The organism is Streptomyces sp. 4N509B, from assembly GCF_052245655.1.
GTDB lineage: Bacteria > Actinomycetota > Actinomycetes > Streptomycetales > Streptomycetaceae > Streptomyces.
The window spans coordinates 78,428-96,064 of record NZ_JBQQBZ010000029.1 but is presented as its reverse complement, the minus strand read 5'-3'; the positions used below and the strand labels follow the sequence as shown (position 1 = coordinate 96,064).

Below are 17,637 nucleotides of genomic sequence, written 5' to 3'. Positions count from 1 at the left end.
GGGAACCAGCCGCGCGCGGGGGCGGGGGCGGGGGAGGGCTCATGACGGTCGGTCCGTTCGTTCGTCGGCCTCGACGCGGCCGTCGCGGATGTGGACCTGGCGGGGAAGCTCGGCGGCCACGCCGTGGTCGTGGGTGATGACGACGATCGTGGTGCCGGCGTCGTGCAGCTCGTGCAGCAGCTTCAGCACGGCCGCGCCCGAGGCGGAGTCGAGCGCGCCCGTCGGCTCGTCGGCCAGCAGCAGCGACGGCGTGCCCACCAGGGCCCTCGCCACCGCGACGCGCTGCCGCTGACCGCCGGAGAGCTCGTGCGGCCGGTGGTGGACCCGGTCGGCGAGCCCGACGCGGTCGAGGGTCCGGCGCGCGAGCTGGCGCCGCCGCCGGGGCGGCAGGCCCGTGTAGAGCAGGCCGTCGGCGACGTTGTCGAGCGCCGTCACGCCGGGCGAGAGGAAGAACTGCTGGAAGACGAAGCCGATGCGGCGGGCGCGCAGCGCCGACAGCTGCCGGTCGTTGAGCCGGCTCACGTCGTGGCCGTCGATGCGCACCTCGCCGGAGTCGGCCCGGTCGAGGGTGCCCAGCACGTTCAGCATCGTGGACTTGCCCGAGCCTGAGGGGCCGACGATGCCGACCATCTCGCCCGCGTCGATGCGCAGGCTCACGCCGTCCAGGGCGCGGACGGGCGGGTGGCCCGGGTAGACGCGGCGGACGTCGTCGAGGTGCACGACGTCGCGGGCGGGCGGGGCGTTCACCGGCCGGCCACCCCCACCACGGCGCCCTCCTCGACGGAGCCGCCGACGATCTCGACCAGGCCGTCGGCGAAGAGCCCGGCCTCGACGGGCACGACGCTGGTGGTGCCGTCGGCCGCCACGACCTCCAGGCCGTAGCCGCCGTCGGGCCGCGCCAGCAGCGCGCTCACGGGGACGACCAGCACGTCCTCACGCTCCTCAAGGGTCGCGACGACGTCGACGGGCGAGCCGAGCAGGGAGGCGTCGACCTCCTCGGCGAGGCTCACCTCGACGTGCGCCACGGCGTCGTCGGAGCCGGCCGCCTCCTCGCCACCGCCCGCGCCGGACGACCCCGACGCGCCGGCAGCTCCTGAACTCCCCGAGGCCCCGGATGCGCCCTGGGAGGAGACGCTGGTGGCCGTCACCGTCCCGGCGACCGTCCGGCCGTCCGGCAGCTCGACGGTGACCTCCGCGTCGACGGGCAGCAGGTCCCGGTCCTCCATCCCGACGTCGAGGCTGACGACCTGTTCCGAGCCCGTGACGTCGAGCACCGGCGTGCCCGGCGCCACCACGTCGCCGACCTCCGCGTGCAGGCCGTCCACCCGGGCGCCGTTCGGGACGAACACGAGGGCGGCGCGGGCGGCCACGCCGGTCTCCGGGACGTCGAGGTCCGCCTGCCAGGCGCGCACCGCCTCCTCGGTCTCCGCCGTGTACTCCTCGTCCGCCGCGAAGCCCTCGCCGCCGTAGCCCAACGCGGCGAGGTTGTGCTCCAGCTGCTCCACGTCCGTGCCGACGTCGCCCGCGCGCAGGTCGCGGAACATCGGAATCTCACCGAAGAACGCGGTGACGGGCCGCTCGTCGACCCGGTACAGCTCCTCGCCGCGTTCGAGGGCGGTGTCCGCCTGTGCGAGGCCGGTCACGGTGCCGGGTCCCTGGGCGGCGACGGTGTGGGCGCCGCCGTGACCGAGGGTGCCGCCGAAGCTGTCGGTGGCGGTGAGCGTCGCGCGGGTGACCTCGGCGGTGTCGGCCGGGCCGGCGGGCGTGTCGCGCGTGTCGGCCGTGGCGTTCCGGTCGTTGAGCCAGTACCCGGCGGCGGTGCCCGAGCCGGCCAGGACCAGGACGCCGAGGGCGAGACCCGTCATCCGGGCGGCGCGGCGACGCCGTCGCGGGCGCCGGCCGGTGTCGGGTCCGGAGTCGGGTTCGGTGTCGGGTCCCGAGTCGGGTCCGGAGTAGGGGGCGGGCTCGAGGGCCGGGTCGACGGGGCGGTCGGGGCGGTGGTGGGTGTCGCCGTTCACATGCCACCCCCGGGCGGGCCGAACCGCATCGGCAGGCCGGCCGCGAACTCCTGGCACTCACCCATCGCCGTCTGGAACTCGGGCCCCTGCGGGTCGATGCCCTCGGGCATGGTCAGCATCCCGCTCGCGTCCGGGTCGGCGATGTCGACGCCGTTCTCCCGCAGGCACGCGGTGAACTCCCGCATCTGGTCGAGCTGCTCGGCGGTGAGCGGTTCGCCGTTCCCCGGGCCGCCGCCCGGCAGCTCGTCCTGGCACGCCTCCTGCGCGGCCCGGACCTCGGGGTCGTTGGCGCCCCCTTCCGGCAGGCGGATCGCCGGGTTGTTCGGGTCGGGGTCGGGCAGGTCGACGCCGTTCTCGCGCATGCAGTCGTACCAGGCCAGCACGTTCTCGGCCATGTCCTGCCGGCTGCCGCCGCCCGCACCGCCGCCGGCCGCGCCGAACGCGCCGCTGTCGCCGTTGCCGTCTCCGTCGCCCCCGTCGCCGCCGCCACAGGCCGTCAGGCCCGTTCCCACGGACAGGACCAGGGCCGGGACGACCGCCAGGCGCCACAGCCGTGGCCGCCTCCCGGTCCGTCCTGTTCGACGTGTCTGCCGCATGATGGCCGTCTCCTTCGTCTGAAACACCGCTGGGAACACCGCCGAACGCGAGCGGTGGAGGGAAGCCCGGTGGGGCGGATCGCCCACCGGAGCACCGGAGCACCGGGCACCGAGCACCGGACACCGGACACGGCCGAGGGTGCGGAGTTCCTGTCAGATTCCTGTCAGGAGCCGGTCAGACGGCTGTTTCTTAGGCGGGGCTTACGCGTACGGCACGAGACTCGGGGGCATGCCCGCACGCATCCTCATCGCCGAAGACGACCGCAAGAACGCGGACCTCGTCCGCCGTTTCCTCGAACGCGAGGGACACGCCACCGCGATCGTGCACGACGGGCGGGCGGCGATCGACGAGGCCCGGCGCTGCCGCCCCGACCTGCTGGTGCTCGACCTGATGCTGCCGCGCGTCGACGGCCTCGACGTCTGCCGGGTCCTCAGGTCCGGGCTGCCCGGCGGGCCGGACATCCCGATCATCATGCTCACCGCCCGCGCCAGCGAGGACGACCTGCTCCTCGGTCTCGCCCTCGGCGCCGACGACTACGTCACCAAGCCGTACAGCCCGCGCGAGCTGGTCGCCCGCGTCCGCACCGTGCTGCGCCGCGCCTCCCGCGCGGGTGCCGCCCCGCCCGAGCGGTACCAGGTGGGGGGCCTGGTGATCGACACGGCGCGCCACGAGGTGCGGCTCGACGGGGCGCTGGTGGAGACGACGCCGGCCGAGTTCTCCGTCCTGGCGTGCCTGGCCGCCGCGCCCGGCCGCGCGTTCACCCGGCAGCTGCTGCTGGAACACGTCTCGGGCTTCGGCCGCGAGGTCACCGGCCGCACCATCGACGTCCACATCATGAACCTCCGGCGCAAGATCGAGCGCGAGCCCACCCGCCCCCGCCACCTCCTGACGGTCTACGGCGTGGGGTACAAGCTCGCCGACCCGGAGCAGCAGGAGCAGCGGGAGCAGCGGGAGCAGCGGGAGAACGGTGAGCGGCGTGAGAACGTCGAGCCCGCCGCGCCGTAGGCCGCGTGCCCCGCGTGCCCTCCGCCTCCCGCGTGCCCTCCGCCTCCCGCGTTCCCTCCGTCTTCCGCGCGCCCCGCGCCCGCCGCGTCGCAGCCTGCGTCTGCGGCTGCTGGGCCTCTCGCTCGCCGTCGCCTCGCTCGCCGTCGTCGCCACCGCGCTGCTCGCGAGCTACGGCACGGGCAACCAGCTCCGCGAGGAGGTCGAGTCCAGCGCCTCCCTGCTGGAGACCGACAGCGCCATCCGCGACGCGCTCCTGGCCCACGCCCGCGAACACCAGGACTGGGACGGCGTCGCACCGCTGGTGGCGGAGCTGGCGCAGCGCACGGGCCGGCGGATCGAGCTCACCACTCCCGACGGCGAGTCGATCGTCGACTCCGCCCGCCTCCTCGGCCAGGGCGAGGCCGACCGGCCCTCCACACCCGCCGCCCTGATCGACGCCGCGCAGCCGCCCGAGGCGCCCCTGGCGCCGTACACCGACAGCGAGGACCAGCAGGCGGCGACGCCGTCGGCGTACCCGCGCCTGACGCTCGCCGTCCACGGGTGGCAGATGACCGAGGCGGAGGAGCGGCGCCGGAGCGAGGTGGCCGAGGAGGCGATCGCCTGCCTCCAGGAGAAGGGCATCGACGCCACCGTCACGGCGACCCCCGGTCACCTCTCCACCGTTCCCGCCTCGGCGAGCGGCGTCGGGAAGCTGCTGACCACGGAGATCGGCAGCGGTCCTGGCGAGGCCGACGGCTGGGAGCGGGGCTCGCGCGCGGAGGCCGAGGAGTGCGTGCCGCAGGAGCTGTACGAGCCCAGCGCGGCGGCGCGCGAGCTCAACGAGCGGGCCGTCGAACTCGCCACGGCCTGCCTCGCCGCGCAGGGCCTGCCCTACGAGCTGGCCGTGGACGCCAACGGCCTGCGCGCCGTCCTGCCACCGGACCGCGACGGTCACGACGGCGACGACGGCGGGAACGGGAACGGCGGCGGGAACGGCGGCGAGAACGGGCACGGCGGCGGGAGGGGCCACGGCCCCGCGGACGCCGCGTCACCGGGCCCCCGCTGGACGGAGTGCCAGGAGACGGCCCACGTCGCGGCGGCCCGCCCGTTCGTCGCCCCGCCCGCCGAGCTCTACCTCGGCACCGGCGACGGGCTCTCCCCGTTCTCCGCCGAGGGCTGGTGGCGCACCGCCGCGACCGTGACCGGGGTGCTGCTCGTGACCGCCCTCGTCACCGTCGTCGCCGGGCGGCGACTGGTCCGGCCGATCCTCGCGCTGACCGGCGCCGCGCAACGCATGGAGGCCGGCGACCACAGCGCCCGCGTCCGCGTCCGCGCCAGGCGCGGCGGCGACGAGGTGGCGCGCCTGGCCGCCGCGTTCAACGCCATGGCCGCCTCGATCGAGTCGGGCGCGCGGCAGCGCAAGGCCCTCGTCAGCGACGTCGCGCACGAGCTGCGCACCCCGCTGGCCAACGTCCGCAGCCATCTGGAGGCCGCCGAGGACGGCGTGGTGCCGCTCGACGCGGCCCTGGTCAGCTCGCTGCTGGAGGAGGCGGGGCTGCTGGAACGGCTCGTCCGCGACCTCCAGGACCTGGCGCTCGCCGACGCCGGGATGCTGCGCGTCCACCCGGAGGAGCGGGACGCGGCGGACCTGGCCGCGCAGGCGGTCGCCGCCCACCGCGCCCGCGCCGAGGCGGCGGGCGTGACGGTGCGGGTGCGGGTCGAACCACCGGCCGACGGGGCGGGGCCCGTCCCGGTCCTCGCCGACCCGGCGCGGCTCCGGCAGGCGTTGGGGAACCTCGTCTCCAACGCCGTCACCCACACGCCGGCCGGCGGCACCGTCGAGGTGGCGGTGGCCCGGGCCGGGGACGGCGGGGGCACGGGGGAGGAGTCGGTGGTGGTGACGGTGTCCGACACCGGGAGCGGCATCGCGCCGGAGCACCTGCCGCGCGTCTTCGACCGCTTCTACCGCGCCGACCCCTCCCGCAGCCGCAGCACGGGCGGCAGCGGACTCGGTCTGGCCATCACGAAACACCTGGTGGAGGCGCACGACGGCACGGTGACGGCGGCGAACGGGCCGGGCGGGGGAGCGGTCTTCACGATCCGCCTCCCGGCCCCCGTCCACCGCCCCTCCGACACCGACGCCGACGCCGACACCGCCACCGACGCCGACGCCGACGCCGACACCGCCACCGACGCCGACACCGCCACCGACGCCAACGCGGACACCGACGCGGGCACCGAGGCCGGCGCGGACGCCGGTGCGGACCGGGTCCGGACCCCGGGAGACTGCTAGGCCAGAAGTTCCTCGATCTCGTCGAGGATCAGGTTGGCGGCCGTGTAGCCGATGCCGAGGAACCACAGGTCGTCGTCGACGCGGTGGACCCGGTCGTCGCGGACGGCGCCGAGGGTGTCCCACAGCGGCCCGCCGACGGCCGCGTCCTCACCGGAGCCGTCCGTGGAGCCGTAGGAGGAGTAGAAGATGACGTCGCCGTCGGCCTTGTCGACCTGCTCGGGGCTGATCTCGACGGCGAAGCCGTCCTCCGCCTCCTCCAGGATCGCGGGGCGGCCCACGCCCAGGTCCGTCAGCACGGTGCCGATGAAGCTCTGGGGACCGTAGAGGCGGGCGTCGGCGCCGTCGATGAAGCGCAGCACGCTCACCTCCTGCTCTGCCACCGCCTCCGCGCCGCCCAGGGACTCGACGACCTCCGCCACGTGGGCGTCGTAGTCGGCGACGATCTGCTGGGCCTCGTCGGCGCGGTCGAGGGCGTCGGCGAAGAGCAGGAAGTTCTCCTTCCACGTGTCGCCGGTGTCCTCGGCGAAGACGGTCGGCGCGATCTCCGAGAGCTCGTCGTAGCGGTCGGCGTCGCGGATGTTGCTGCCGATGATCACGTCCGGGTCGAGCTCGTGGATCAGCTCAAGGTTCGGCTGGGTGATGGCTCCGACGTCGGTGATGCCCTCCTGCTCCTCGGCCGGGAAGTAGCCGAGGAAGTCGTTCTCCTCGACGGCGTGGACGGCGCCGACCGGGGTGATGCCGAGGGTCAGCGCGGTGTCCAGCTCGCCGGTGTCGAGGACGACCACCCGCTGTGGGTCGCGCGGCACCTCCACGGGGCCGTTGGCGGTCTCGACGGTGTGCGTCTCGGCGTTGCCGCCGTCGGACCCGCCCTCCGCGCCGCCCTCCGCGCCGTCGTCCTCGCTGCCGCAGGCGCTGAGGGTGAGCGCGAGGGCGAGCGGGACGGCGAGCGACGCGGCGAGCGTCAGGGGGCGTCGGGCGCGACGGCCGGGCCGGGGGGAGCGGGCGGAGCGGTTCATGTGAGAGGTGCCTTCCTGAACGTGCCGGCGGTGCTGGCGCTGCCGGTGGAGCCGGTGGAGCCGGTGGAGCTCGTGGTATCGGCGGAGCTCGTGGTGTCGGATGCGTCGGATGTCTCGGCCGTGCCCGCGACGCCCCCGCCGCCGGCGCCGCCGGGCGTCGCGGTGGGGACGGGCCCGCTGGGGACGACGAGGGGCGAGCCGGTGACCGGGTCGGGGACGACGACGGCCTCCAGCCCGAAGACCTCCTCCACCAGCCGCGCCGTGACCACCTCACCCGGCGGCCCCTGCGCGACGATCGCGCCGTCCCGCATCGCGACCAGGTGGTCGGCGTAGCGGGCGGCCTGGTTGAGGTCGTGGAGCACCAGGACGACGGTGCGCGCCGCGCCGCCCTCCTGGTCCGTCGCCGACGCCGGGTCGGTGACGAGCCGCCGCACCAGGTTGAGGACCTCCACCTGGTGGGCGATGTCGAGGAACGTCGTCGGCTCGTCGAGCAGCAGCACGTCCGTCTCCTGCGCCAGCGCCATCGCCAGCCACACACGCTGCCGCTGCCCGCCCGACAGCTCGTCGACGGGCCGGTCGGCCAGCGCCGCGACGTCCGTGCGCGCCATCGCGTCCGTGACCGCCCGCTCGTCGCGCGTCGACCACTGCTGCCACCACCGCTGGTGCGGCTGCCGCCCCCGCGCGACCAGGTCGGCGACGGTGATCGCCTCCGGCGCGGTCGGCGACTGCGGCAGCAGGCCGAGCGTCCGCGCGATCTGTCGTGTCGGCAGCCGGGCCAGCTCCTGCCCGTCGAGCAGGACCGTGCCGTGCCGGGGCCGAAGCAGCCGGCCCAGGGCGCGCAGGGTGGTGGACTTGCCACAGGCGTTGGGGCCGACGATGACGGTGACCCGCCCGTCGGGGATGTCGAGGTCGAGCCCCTCGACGACGGGCGCGACCCGCGCCCGCCCGCGACCCCGGCCGTCGGGGCCACGCCCCTGCCCGCCGCGCCGCTGCCCGCCGTGGCCCTGGTCGTAGGCGAGCGTCAGCTCCCGCGCCCGCAGCCGGGGGGCGGCGGGGGCCGCCGCCTCCTCGCCGTGACCGCTCCTGCTCCTGTCCCTGCTCATGCTCACGAACGGCCTCCGGTGCGGTTGCTGGCGCGGTTGTTGACGATGAGCCAGAGCAGGTACGGCGCCCCCACGACCGCCGTGACGACGCCCACGGGCAGCTCGGTGGGGGACAGCAGCATCCGCGCCACCACATCCGCCGCGACCGTGATGACGGCGCCGACGAGCGCCGAGCACAGCAGCGGGATCTGCGCGGTGCGCGTCAGGCGGCGCGCGATCTGCGGGGCCAGCAGCGCCACGAAGTCCACGGGGCCGCCCGCGCCCGTCGCGAGCGCCGCCAGCAGCACGCCGAGGGTCGCCAGGCCCAGGCGGGTGCGGTTCAGCCGCACGCCGAGCGCGGTGGCGGTGTCGTCGTCCAGCACCACCTCGCGCTGCGCGCGGGCCGCCCACGCCACGGCCGGCAGCAGGAGCAGCAGCGCCCAGGCCAGCGGCGCCGCGTGGTCGTAGCCCCGGCCGTTGAACGAGCCGGTCATCCACACCAGGGCCTGCTGCGCCACCACGTGGTCCCCCTCGGTGAGGAAGAGCTGCGTGACGGAGCGCAGCGCGATGGCGAAGCCGATGCCGACGAGCACGAAGCGGGCGGCGTGCAGGCCGCCGCGCCAGGCGAAGAGGTAGACGAGGGCGGCGGCGGCCAGGCCGCCGGCGACCGACAGGTACGGCAGGGCGGCGGCCGAGACGAGGCCGTAGGTCAGGGCGGCGACGGTCGCGGCGGCGGCGCCGTGGGTGACGCCGATGACGTCGGGGCTGGCGAGCGGGTTGCGGGCGACGGTCTGGATCAGCGCCCCGGCGACGCCGAGCGCGGCGCCGACCAGCAGCCCCACGGTCAGGCGCGGCAGCCGCAGCGTGCCGACGACGAAGTCCGCGTCCGAGTCGAGGCCCAGGACCGCCCGCACCGCCTCGGCGGGCGCGACGGTCGACTCGCCGAGGCAGAGGCTGGCCAGGCAGGCGCCGGCCAGCAGGGCGAGCAGCACGCCGACGACGGCCACGGACCTGCGGTGCAGCAGGAACGAGACGCTCGGGCGGGCGGGGCGGCGCAGCGGAACGTAGCCGGTGGGCCGCGCCGGAGCCCCGTGCGGGGTGGCGAGCCCGGCGGGGTGCCCGGCTGGGTGCCCGGCGCGCTGCCCAGCGTGGTGCTCGACGTTGCGCGTCATGCCGTCACCGCCCTGCGGCGGACGAGCGCGACGAGGAACGGCACACCGATCAGCGCCGTCATCACCCCCGCCGGGACCTCCGAGGGTGGGAAGAGGAGACGGCCCACGGTGTCGGAGACGAGCAACACCACCGGCCCGAGCAGCGCGGCCATCGGCAGCAGCCACCGGTGGTCGCCACCCACCAGCGCCCTCGCCAGGTGCGGCACGGCCAGGCCGACGAACGCGATCGGCCCCGCCGCCGCCACCCCGGCGCCCGTCAGCACCGCCGCGCCGAGCCCGCCGGTGATCCGCACGGCCGCCACGTTCTGGCCGAGGCCCCTGGCCACGTCCTCGCCGAGCGCCAGGGCGTCGAGCCCGCGCGCCACGCCGATCACCAGCAGGGTCCCCACCAGCAGGAACGGCCACACCCGTGCGGCGATCTCCGCGTCGCGCCCCGAGAGGGAGCCGATCTGCCAGAACCGGAACTCGTCGAGCGTCGCGGCCTGGGTGGTGAGGACGGCGAGGGTGACGGCCGCCAGCAGCGCGTTGATCGCCGCGCCCGCGAGGGCGAGCTTCACCGGCGTCGCGCCGCCGCGCCCGCGTGCCGCGATCCCGTAGACCACGACGCCCGCGAGCGCCGCGCCCGCGAAGGCGAACCACACGTATCCGGCCAGCGTGTGCACGCCCGCGTAGGCGATAGCGAGGACGACGGCGACGGAGGCGCCCTGGCTGATGCCGAGGATGCCGGGCTCGGCGATCGGGTTCCGCGTCAGGCCCTGGAGGACGACGCCGGCCATGCCGAGGGCGGCGCCGACCATCAGCCCGACGAGGGTGCGGGGCAGCCGCAGCTCGCGCACGACCCGGTCGGCGGGGTCCTCGCCGCCGTTGAGCAGGGCGTCCCACACCTCGCCCGTCGACAGCGAGCGGCTGCCGAACGCGAGGCTCAGCAGGACCGCGACGCACACCGCCAGCACGCCGGCCGTGAGCCAGGCGAGCCGCCGCCGGGCGCGTTCACGCGGCCGAGCCTCGCGCGCCGTGGCCTCGCGCCCCGTGGCCTCGCCCGCCACGACCGCGCCTGTCGCTGCCAGCGAAGGCTGGCGCGGTACCTCGGCTGGTGGCGGCATGCGTGCTCCAAGATCAGGCCAAACGGGCTCCCGGTTAGGTAAGGCGTGCCTAATATACGGGCAAGGGCGGGGCACAATGGTGCCCATGCCCGATGCGCCCGGAAGCCGGCTGACCGTTGGCTTCGACCTCGACATGACCCTCATCGACTCCCGTCCCGGCATCAGAGCGACCTACGAGGCCCTCGCCGCCGAGACGGGCGTCTTCATCGACGCCGAGCTGGCCGTCACCCGCCTCGGGCCGCCGCTGGAGGAGGAGCTGGCGCACTGGTTCCCGCCCGAGCGCATCCCCGAGGTCGGCGACCGGTACCGCGCGATGTACGTGGACACCGCCATCGCCGCCACGCCGGCCATGCCCGGGGCGCGGGAGTCCATCGCCGCCGTCCACGCCCACGGCGGCCGGGCCGTCGTCGTCACCGCCAAGCACCAGCCCAACGCCAAGCTGCACATCGAGCACCTGGGCATGGAGCCCGACGCGGTCGTCGGCTCCCTGTGGGCCGAGGCCAAGGCGGCGGCGCTGCGGGCGCACGAGGCGTCGATCTACGTCGGCGACCACGTGGGCGACGTGCGGGGCGCGGCGGCGGCCGAGGCGCTGTCGGTGACGGTGCCGACCGGTCCGTGTTCGGCGGAGGAACTGCGCGCGGCGGGCGCGTCGGTGGTGCTGCCGGACCTGACGGCGTTCCCCGACTGGCTCGCGAACCACCTCGCGGACGACGTCGCCTGAGCCGCCCCTACCGCTCCCCCGGCTCTGCTCCCGGCAGGGCGCCCGCCGGAGACAGGGTCGACGTCGCGTCCTGACCCGGCGTCGGGCACCCGACGGGGCCCGTCCGAACCTCGCCTCTGATCCCGCTTCTGATCTCGCCTCTGCCTTGCTTCGGACCGTGCCTCTGACCTCGCGTCGGACCGGCGCCGACCTCGACTCCGGCCCGAGGCTCTTCCCGGCCGGAAAGCGGCTGATTACGGCCGTTGGCCCCGCCCTTCGGCGTGATCACGGATGGATGGCCTCGCGGGTGAGCATACTTGCGATGGAGGCGGGACAGTGATCCTCCGAAACCGCCCGGCGCCATCTTGTCACCGGGCCCTGTGCGGTTAGCCTGGGAGAAGGCGGGTCGCGTGGCCCGCCCGATTGCTCACGGCGATCTCTTGGCGAAGACGCTGGCCGGTGGGTGGCCAGGACGAGTGCGAGGACGAGGACACGTGCCTACCGGCAAGGTCAAGTGGTTCAACAGCGAGAAGGGTTTCGGCTTCCTTTCCCGTGACGACGGCGGTGACGTCTTCGTGCACTCCTCCGCTCTGCCCAACGGCATCGAGGGGCTTCGTCCGGGCCAGCGAGTCGAGTTCGGCGTGGTCGCCGGGCACCGGGGCGACCAGGCCCTGTCGGTCACCCTGCTCGACCCCGTGCCGTCGGTCGCCGCGGCGCAGCGCCGCAAGCCGGACGAGCTCGCCTCGATCGTGCAGGACCTCACCACGCTGCTCGAGGGTATGACGCAGCAGCTGGAGCGCGGCCGGTATCCCGACCGCCAGTCCGGCCGCAAGATCGCGGGCATGCTTCGCGCGGTCGCCGACCAGTTGGACGTCTGAGGCCCGCCCGTGTGAGGGCTGTCCCGTCTGAGGGCTGCCCCGCGTGGTGCCTGATGTCTCACGGTGCCTGAACGTCTCACGGTGCCTGATGTCTCACGGTGCCTGACGTGCCGTCGCGAGCAGCGCGGCCTCGGGCACCGGAGGCACCAGGCCCTGCGCCGCCGCTCGTTCCAGCAGGTCACGGACGGCGGCGTACCCGTCGGTGCCGAGGTCGGCGGTGAAGTCGTTGACGTACAGGCCGATGTGGGCGCCGGCCACCTCCGGGTCCATCTCCTGCGCGTGCTCCCGCACGTAGGCGCGGCTGGCCGCCGGGTCGTCCCAGGCCATGCGCACGGAGGCGCGGATGGCGTCGGTGATCGCGGCGAGCCGCTCCTCGCCGAGGTCGCGGCGGGCGACGATGGCGCCCAGCGGGATGGGGTGGCCCGTCGTGGACTCCCAGAACTCGCCCATGTCCGCGAGCTGGTGGAGCCCGTAGTCCTGGTAGGTGAAGCGGGCCTCGTGGATCACCAGGCCGGCGTCGACCTTGCCGTCGCGGACCGCCGGCATGATCTCGTGGAACGGCATGACCAGCACCTCGCCGACGCCGCGGCCCGGCACGTTCGCCGCCGCCCAGAGGCGGAAGAGGAGGTAGGCGGTGGAGCGCTCGCTCGGGACGGCGACGGTGCGGCCGGCGAGCGTTTCGGGCGCGCGGTCCGCCTCGCGGGTGAGCAGCAGGGGGCCGCAGCCACGGCCGAGCGCGCCGCCGCACGGCAGCAGGGTGTAGGTGTCGAGGACCCACGGCAGGGCGGCGTAGGAGATCTTCAGGACGTCGCCCGCGCCGCGCTCCGCCTGGTCGTTGGTGACGTCGATGTCGGCGTGGGTGACCTCGACGGGTGGGGCGCCGGGCACGAGGCCGTGGGACCAGGCGTGGAAGACGAAGGTGTCGTTGGGGCAGGGGGAGTAGGTGACGCTCAGCGGCCGGTCAGCCATGGCAGCTCGCTCCTCGGGTCTCGTGGGTTTCGTCGGCGTCAGCGCCGGCGTGCGCGGCGGTCTGCCCGTCGGCCTGCTCGACGGCCCGGCGCAGCGCGGGGGTGGCGCGGGCGAACGCGTCGGTGAGGGCGGCCAGCGCGGCGGGGATGCGCCAGGCGGCGCGGTCCCGGGGGCCGACCGCGTTGGAGATCGCCCGCACCTCCAGCACGGGAACGCCGAGCCCCGCGGCGGCCTCGGCGACGCCGAAGCCCTCCATCGCCTCCGCCGCCGCCCCGGGGTGAAGCTCGGCCAGCTCGGCGCCGCGCTCGGCGGTGCCGGTGACGGTGGAGACGGTCAGCACGGGTCCGAGGACGGCGCCGGCCACCTCGGCGGCGGCGCGGGCCAGGGCGGGCGGCGGCTCGTGTGCCACCCGGCCGAACCCGAGCGCGGCGACGTCCGTGTACCCGTCGGCGGTCCGCACGCCGAGGTCGGCGGCGACGATCGACGAGGCCACGACGACGCTCCCGACCGCGGCCACCCCCGGGAAGCCGCCGCCGATGCCGGCGGAGACGACGAGGTCGTAGGGGCGCCGGACGCGGGCCGCGGTGGAGGCGGCCGTCGCGGTCGCGGCCGCCGCCGCGGCCGGGCCGACGCCGGCGGCGAGCACGTCGAGGGGGCCCGCGCGGTGCAGCTCCCACACGCTGCCCGGCAGCCGGACCGGCGACCGGACGGGCGACCGGACCGGCGAGGAGTGTCCCGTCGCGTCCCTCGCCGGTTCCGTCGCGCCCGCGCTCGCGAGGACCGCGTCGCGTTCGGCCGCGACGGCCGTCACCACCAGTACGTGCACGGGGCCGCCCCTCCCTCTTCCCTCGTCCGTCCTCGTCCTCGGTCGTACCTGTCCTGGCTACTGTTCCAGCTACTTTTCTAGCTCTCGCGCTCCGCCTCGAATCCTTCGGGTTCCAGGCGGGCGTCCCAGACGCCCTGGAGGGAGGAGTACAGCAGCAGCTCGAAGTCGGCCTGCGTCCGCGCCGAGAAGATCGCGCCGAGCTCGTACTCCTCGCTGACCTGCACCACGTTGATCGCGAGGGAGCCGGGGGCCGGGAGCTCGTTGGGGGACTGGTTCCGCTGCGCCACCGCGAACAGGTCGGTGGCGCGGAAGCTGCGGTAGGTGCCCGTGAACGGTTCGAGGCCGTAGGGCTGGCCGTTGACGAAGAGCAGCCAGCCGTCGTCGGCGATCTCCGGGTCGACGCCCACCCGGAACGTCTCGCCCGAGCGGACGGTGAACGAAGGGCCCCGCTCCGGCCTGTCGCTGACGCCCCCGCTGACCGTGCCCGCCAGGCACTGCCTGGCCCGCTCGTCGCTCAGTGCCCCGCCCTCCGTCCAGCAGTCCGCCGCCGCCTCGGGGGAGGAGGTGGCGGAGCCGAGCGTGAAGTGCGCGTTCGGGCTCGGCTTCTCACAGCCGGCGAGAGCGAACAGCCCCAGCGACGCGGCACCGGCCACCAGCGCCCGCCCGGCCGTGAGGGGGGTGAGGGTCATGGCCGCAGGCTACAAGCCGGACCGCGTCGCGGGCGGCGGGCGTGTGCCGTGTCACCAGGGGAGTCACGCTGCTGCCGCACCGACCCGGCCCCGGCCGCCTCACAACAGGCGGGGCCGGGACGCCCCCCGCCGGGCGGCCGACAGCAGGCTCCGCACCGTGGCCGCCGTCCCGACGAGGACCAGCCCGCACGCCACCGCCATGCCGACCGTCCCGTCCAGCGGGAGCGCGATGCCGATCGAGCCGCCGAGGACCCACGACATCTGGAGCGCCGTCTCCGAACGCGCGAAGGCCGAGGTGCGGACCACCTCGGGCACGTCGCGCTGGATCATCGCGTCCAGCGACAGCTTCCCGAGCGCCTGACACACCCCTGCCACGGCGCCGATCGCCGTCACCGTCACGACGCCGAAGGCGAGCGCCGCCGTGCCCGCCGTGGCCAGCGCCAGCAGCAGGCAGCTCAGCACGATCAGCTCCGGGGCCCGGTCGCGCAGCCAGTTGCCGAGGAAGTTGCCCGAGGCGTTGCCCAGGCCGGCGGCGAGGCCGGCCAGGCCCAACGACACCTCCGCCGTCAGCCCCGGCAGCGGGTCGTCGCGCAGCAGGAACGCCAGGAAGAAGAGGAGGAAGCCGGAGAGCGCGCGGAGCGAGCCGTTGGCGATGAGGGCCTTGAAGACCGGGGACTCGGTGCCGCGCAGCACCCGGCCGCCTCCGCCGCCCCCGCCTCCGCCGCGCGTCGCGGCCCGGGTCTCGGCGAGCTCCGCCAGGTGGACGGTGCGCTCGCCGCGGGCGAGGTCCACGGTGTGGGGCAGCCGGAAGGAGAGGAAGGAACCGAAGACGGTGATGGCGCAGGCCGCGTAGAGGGGCCAGCGCTCGCCCAGCGCGTTGAGCGCCAGGCCCAGCGGGGCGGCGGCGCCGGCCGAGATGAGGCCCGTGAGCGTTATCCGGGCGTTGGCCTTCACGAGGGAGATCTGCGAGGGCAGCAGCCGGGGCACCACGGCGGCGCGCACGATGTTGTACGCCTTCGAGCAGACCATCACGCCGAGCGCCGCCGGATACAGCTCCAGGCCGCCGCTGACGACGGCGCTGGCGATCACCAGCGCCAGCATGCCGCGGGCGAGCAGGGCGCCGGCCATCGCGGCGCGCCGCCCGTGCGGCACGCGGTCGAGCAACGGGCCGATCACGGGCGCCAGCAGGATGAACGGCGCCATCGTGATGCCCAGGTAGAGGGCGACCCGGCCGCGGGCCTCGTCGGTGGGGACGGAGAAGAAGATGGTGGAGGCCAGGGCCATCGTGATGAGCATGTCGCCGGCCGAGTGGACCGCGTGCAGCTCGATGAGCCGGCCGAGGCCGGTCTCGCCGGCGCCGTGGGCGTGGGTGGCGCGACGGATGCGTCGGCCGACGGCGAGCGGCGCGGCGTGCAGCACGCGACCGGTCGCGGCGACGGCACGAACGGCCGGGGAGGCGTCTCCCTGGCCCTTCGTGCCGGACGACGATCCGGACGAGCTGTCAGCTACCACGCCAGCCAGCGTAAGCAATACGCGGAGGGTTCTCCCCCCGTAGCGCCGTTGGTTCCCACGGACACACCACGGCGCGGTGACGCGGACGGTGACGCGGAGGCGGTGGCGCGGACGGGGCGCGCGGGGTACGGGCGGCGCGAGGAGGCGGGGTGCGGGTGGGGTGCCGGGCGGGGCACCGGGTGGGAGTCGTGTCCGACACGCACGAGGCAGGTGTCCGACGCGGAGGGCCGCGGTGGTGTGTCGGTGTCATGTCGAGGTCATGACGGTGGGATCACGCCACAACCGACTCGGGACCGACGCGGGACCGGCTCGGGATCGGGACCGGGAAGCGTGCGGGGATCACCGGTGGCGGCGAGGGGATCGCCGCCGTCTCGTCGGCCGGCCGCGTGCGGTAGCGTGGTCGGCTGGTGCGCCCCCTTCCGTACGTACAGCTTCGTGCCGGCACGCCCGCTCCGCGTTCGCGCTGCGCCCGCAGGTGACCGCGTCGTGTTCGTGTCACGTGCGTGGACCGCGCCCGTGCCGCGAACGGGCACGGCACGGCACGTCCGCACGGCACGCGTACGGCTCGACGTCGCAGCGGCCCTGGCAAGACCGGGCGGACACGCCCGGCCGGGCGGCCGCTCCGTCGGCTCGGTACAGCGGGGTCGCACCGGACAACGGCGTAGGAGAGTCGATACGTATGGGTCCGATGAGCAGTCCGTCGAGTGCCGACACGCACAACGACGCGACCGGTGGCGGGGCGACGGGTGGCGAGGAGTCCGGTGGCGGCGCGTCCGGCGGCGGCACCTCCGGTGGCGGCGCGTCTGGTGCGACGGCGGGCGGCGGAGCGTCCGGCCGCCCCCGCAGCCGCACGCCCGACCGGCTCTGCGCCGAGGCCGTGGAGCTGGCCAGGGAGGCGGCGGAGCAGGCGGCCAGGCCGCAGCCCCTCGGCCCGCACCTCGGTGTCGTCGCCGAAGGCGACCGGCTGGTCACGCACTTCTTCGCCAGCGAGGAGCCGGGCTACCCGGGCTGGCGCTGGGGCGTGACGGTCGCCCGCGCCTCCCGCGCCAAGCACGTCACCGTCGACGAGGTCGCGCTGACCCCCGGGCCCGACGCGCTGCTCGCCCCCGAGTGGGTGCCGTGGAGCGAGCGGCTGCGCCCGGGGGACCTGCGCCCGGGGGACCTGCTGCCGACCGAGCTCGACGACCCGAGGCTGGAGCCCGGCTACGTCGAGGCCGCCGGCGAGGCGGGCCCGGAGGTCCTGGCCGGGGCGGAGGCGGAGAGCCAGACGGGCGAGGCGGGTCCGGGACGGGGCACCGTCGCCGAGGTCGCTGTGGAGTTGGGACTCGGCCGGCGCCGGGTGTTGTCCTGGCACGGGCTGCACGACGCGGCCGACCGCTGGGCGGACCACTTCGGGGCCGACGCCCCCATGGCGCAGGCCGCGCCCGCCTCGTGTGTCAGCTGCGGGTTCCTGGTGCCGATGGCGGGCTCGCTGCGGCAGTCGTTCGGCGTGTGCGCCAACGAGTACTCGCCCGCCGACGGGCGGGTGGTGTCCCTGGCCTACGGCTGCGGGGCGCACTCGGAGGCGGCGGGCGCCCCCAAGCCCGAGCCGCCCGCGCCCCCCGTCATCGACCACCTGGGCGCCGACCCCCTCTGACCCGTCCGCCCGACCCGACGGCGTGACCCGTCTGCCCGACCCGACGGCGTGGCCGACGCCCTGAGCCGTCGGCCCAGGGCGCTCCGGTGCTCCGGTGCTCCGGTGCTCCGGTGCCGGGGCTCGGGAGGGCGCCTCGGCTCGGAAAGTATCGGAAAACCTCGG

General features: G+C 75.5%; 16 protein-coding genes. 5 read left to right on the top strand and 11 right to left on the bottom strand.

Annotated elements, in window-relative coordinates; translation table 11 throughout:
- Window positions 1-39 precede the first annotated feature (39 nt).
- Genes ACTWP5_RS23885 through ACTWP5_RS23875 form a run of 3 tightly spaced genes read right to left on the bottom strand, consistent with a single transcriptional unit; the run spans window position 40 to window position 2,614 of the window.
- Window positions 40-747: an ABC transporter ATP-binding protein gene (locus ACTWP5_RS23885; RefSeq protein WP_443223138.1), complete on the bottom strand. Its 708-nt coding sequence runs from the start codon at window positions 745-747 to the stop codon at window positions 40-42.
- Window positions 744-2,018: a peptidoglycan-binding protein gene (locus tag ACTWP5_RS23880; protein WP_443223137.1), complete on the bottom strand. Its 1,275-nt coding sequence runs from the start codon at window positions 2,016-2,018 to the stop codon at window positions 744-746. The genes ACTWP5_RS23885 and ACTWP5_RS23880 overlap by 4 nt, the downstream gene beginning before the upstream one ends.
- Window positions 2,015-2,614: a hypothetical protein gene (locus ACTWP5_RS23875; protein WP_443223136.1), complete on the bottom strand. Its 600-nt coding sequence runs from the start codon at window positions 2,612-2,614 to the stop codon at window positions 2,015-2,017. The genes ACTWP5_RS23880 and ACTWP5_RS23875 overlap by 4 nt, the downstream gene beginning before the upstream one ends.
- A 229-nt stretch (window positions 2,615-2,843) precedes the next feature.
- Between ACTWP5_RS23875 and ACTWP5_RS23870 the strand changes: the two genes are divergently transcribed.
- Complete coding sequence (locus ACTWP5_RS23870) at window positions 2,844-3,620, top strand: response regulator (protein WP_443223135.1); 777 nt, start codon at window positions 2,844-2,846, stop codon at window positions 3,618-3,620.
- Window positions 3,592-5,892: a sensor histidine kinase gene (locus tag ACTWP5_RS23865; protein ID WP_443223134.1), complete on the top strand. Its 2,301-nt coding sequence runs from the start codon at window positions 3,592-3,594 to the stop codon at window positions 5,890-5,892. Before ACTWP5_RS23870 ends, ACTWP5_RS23865 begins: the two co-directional genes overlap by 29 nt.
- Here the strand turns inward: ACTWP5_RS23865 and ACTWP5_RS23860 are convergent.
- Genes ACTWP5_RS23860 through ACTWP5_RS23845 form a run of 4 tightly spaced genes read right to left on the bottom strand, consistent with a single transcriptional unit; the run spans window position 5,889 to window position 10,265 of the window.
- Entirely contained in the window at window positions 5,889-6,908 is a 1,020-nt protein-coding gene (locus tag ACTWP5_RS23860) for an ABC transporter substrate-binding protein (protein ID WP_443223133.1), read from the bottom strand. The genes ACTWP5_RS23865 and ACTWP5_RS23860 overlap by 4 nt on opposite strands.
- Window positions 6,905-8,011, bottom strand: a complete 1,107-nt coding sequence (locus ACTWP5_RS23855) for an ABC transporter ATP-binding protein (protein ID WP_443223146.1) — start codon at window positions 8,009-8,011, stop codon at window positions 6,905-6,907. Before ACTWP5_RS23855 ends, ACTWP5_RS23860 begins: the two co-directional genes overlap by 4 nt.
- A gap of 2 nt (window positions 8,012-8,013) precedes the next feature.
- The gene (locus ACTWP5_RS23850) at window positions 8,014-9,162 is read right to left on the bottom strand and encodes a FecCD family ABC transporter permease (protein WP_443223132.1); all 1,149 of its coding nucleotides are present in this window, start codon (window positions 9,160-9,162) and stop codon (window positions 8,014-8,016) included.
- A complete protein-coding gene (locus ACTWP5_RS23845; protein WP_443223131.1) occupies window positions 9,159-10,265 on the bottom strand; it encodes a FecCD family ABC transporter permease in 1,107 nt (368 codons plus the stop codon). The genes ACTWP5_RS23850 and ACTWP5_RS23845 overlap by 4 nt, the downstream gene beginning before the upstream one ends.
- A gap of 76 nt (window positions 10,266-10,341) precedes the next feature.
- On the opposite strand from ACTWP5_RS23845, the gene ACTWP5_RS23840 reads away from it, so the two are divergent.
- Both ACTWP5_RS23840 and ACTWP5_RS23835 read left to right on the top strand, forming a co-directional pair.
- The gene (locus ACTWP5_RS23840) at window positions 10,342-10,986 is read left to right on the top strand and encodes an HAD family hydrolase (protein ID WP_443223130.1); all 645 of its coding nucleotides are present in this window, start codon (window positions 10,342-10,344) and stop codon (window positions 10,984-10,986) included.
- Window positions 10,987-11,459: 473 nt separating this feature from the next.
- Window positions 11,460-11,843, top strand: coding sequence for a cold-shock protein (locus ACTWP5_RS23835; protein ID WP_443223129.1), 384 nt, complete (start codon window positions 11,460-11,462; stop codon window positions 11,841-11,843).
- A 93-nt stretch (window positions 11,844-11,936) separates the two neighbouring features.
- Here the strand turns inward: ACTWP5_RS23835 and ACTWP5_RS23830 are convergent, their stop codons facing one another.
- From ACTWP5_RS23830 to ACTWP5_RS23815, 4 genes are all read right to left on the bottom strand, one after another.
- Window positions 11,937-12,812 (bottom strand): 1,4-dihydroxy-6-naphthoate synthase, encoded by an 876-nt coding sequence (locus ACTWP5_RS23830; protein WP_443223128.1) that lies wholly within the window; start codon window positions 12,810-12,812, stop codon window positions 11,937-11,939.
- The gene (locus ACTWP5_RS23825; RefSeq protein WP_443223127.1) at window positions 12,805-13,638 is read right to left on the bottom strand and encodes a futalosine hydrolase; all 834 of its coding nucleotides are present in this window, start codon (window positions 13,636-13,638) and stop codon (window positions 12,805-12,807) included. The genes ACTWP5_RS23830 and ACTWP5_RS23825 overlap by 8 nt, the downstream gene beginning before the upstream one ends.
- A gap of 77 nt (window positions 13,639-13,715) precedes the next feature.
- Window positions 13,716-14,327, bottom strand: coding sequence for a hypothetical protein (locus ACTWP5_RS23820; RefSeq protein WP_443223126.1), 612 nt, complete (start codon window positions 14,325-14,327; stop codon window positions 13,716-13,718).
- Between the two features lie 99 nt (window positions 14,328-14,426).
- Window positions 14,427-15,839 (bottom strand): MFS transporter, encoded by a 1,413-nt coding sequence (locus ACTWP5_RS23815; protein WP_443223125.1) that lies wholly within the window; start codon window positions 15,837-15,839, stop codon window positions 14,427-14,429.
- Between the two features lie 688 nt (window positions 15,840-16,527).
- Between ACTWP5_RS23815 and ACTWP5_RS23810 the strand changes: the two genes are divergently transcribed.
- Window positions 16,528-17,475 (top strand): DUF3027 domain-containing protein, encoded by a 948-nt coding sequence (locus ACTWP5_RS23810; RefSeq protein WP_443223124.1) that lies wholly within the window; start codon window positions 16,528-16,530, stop codon window positions 17,473-17,475.
- The last annotated feature ends 162 nt before the right edge of the window (window positions 17,476-17,637 follow it).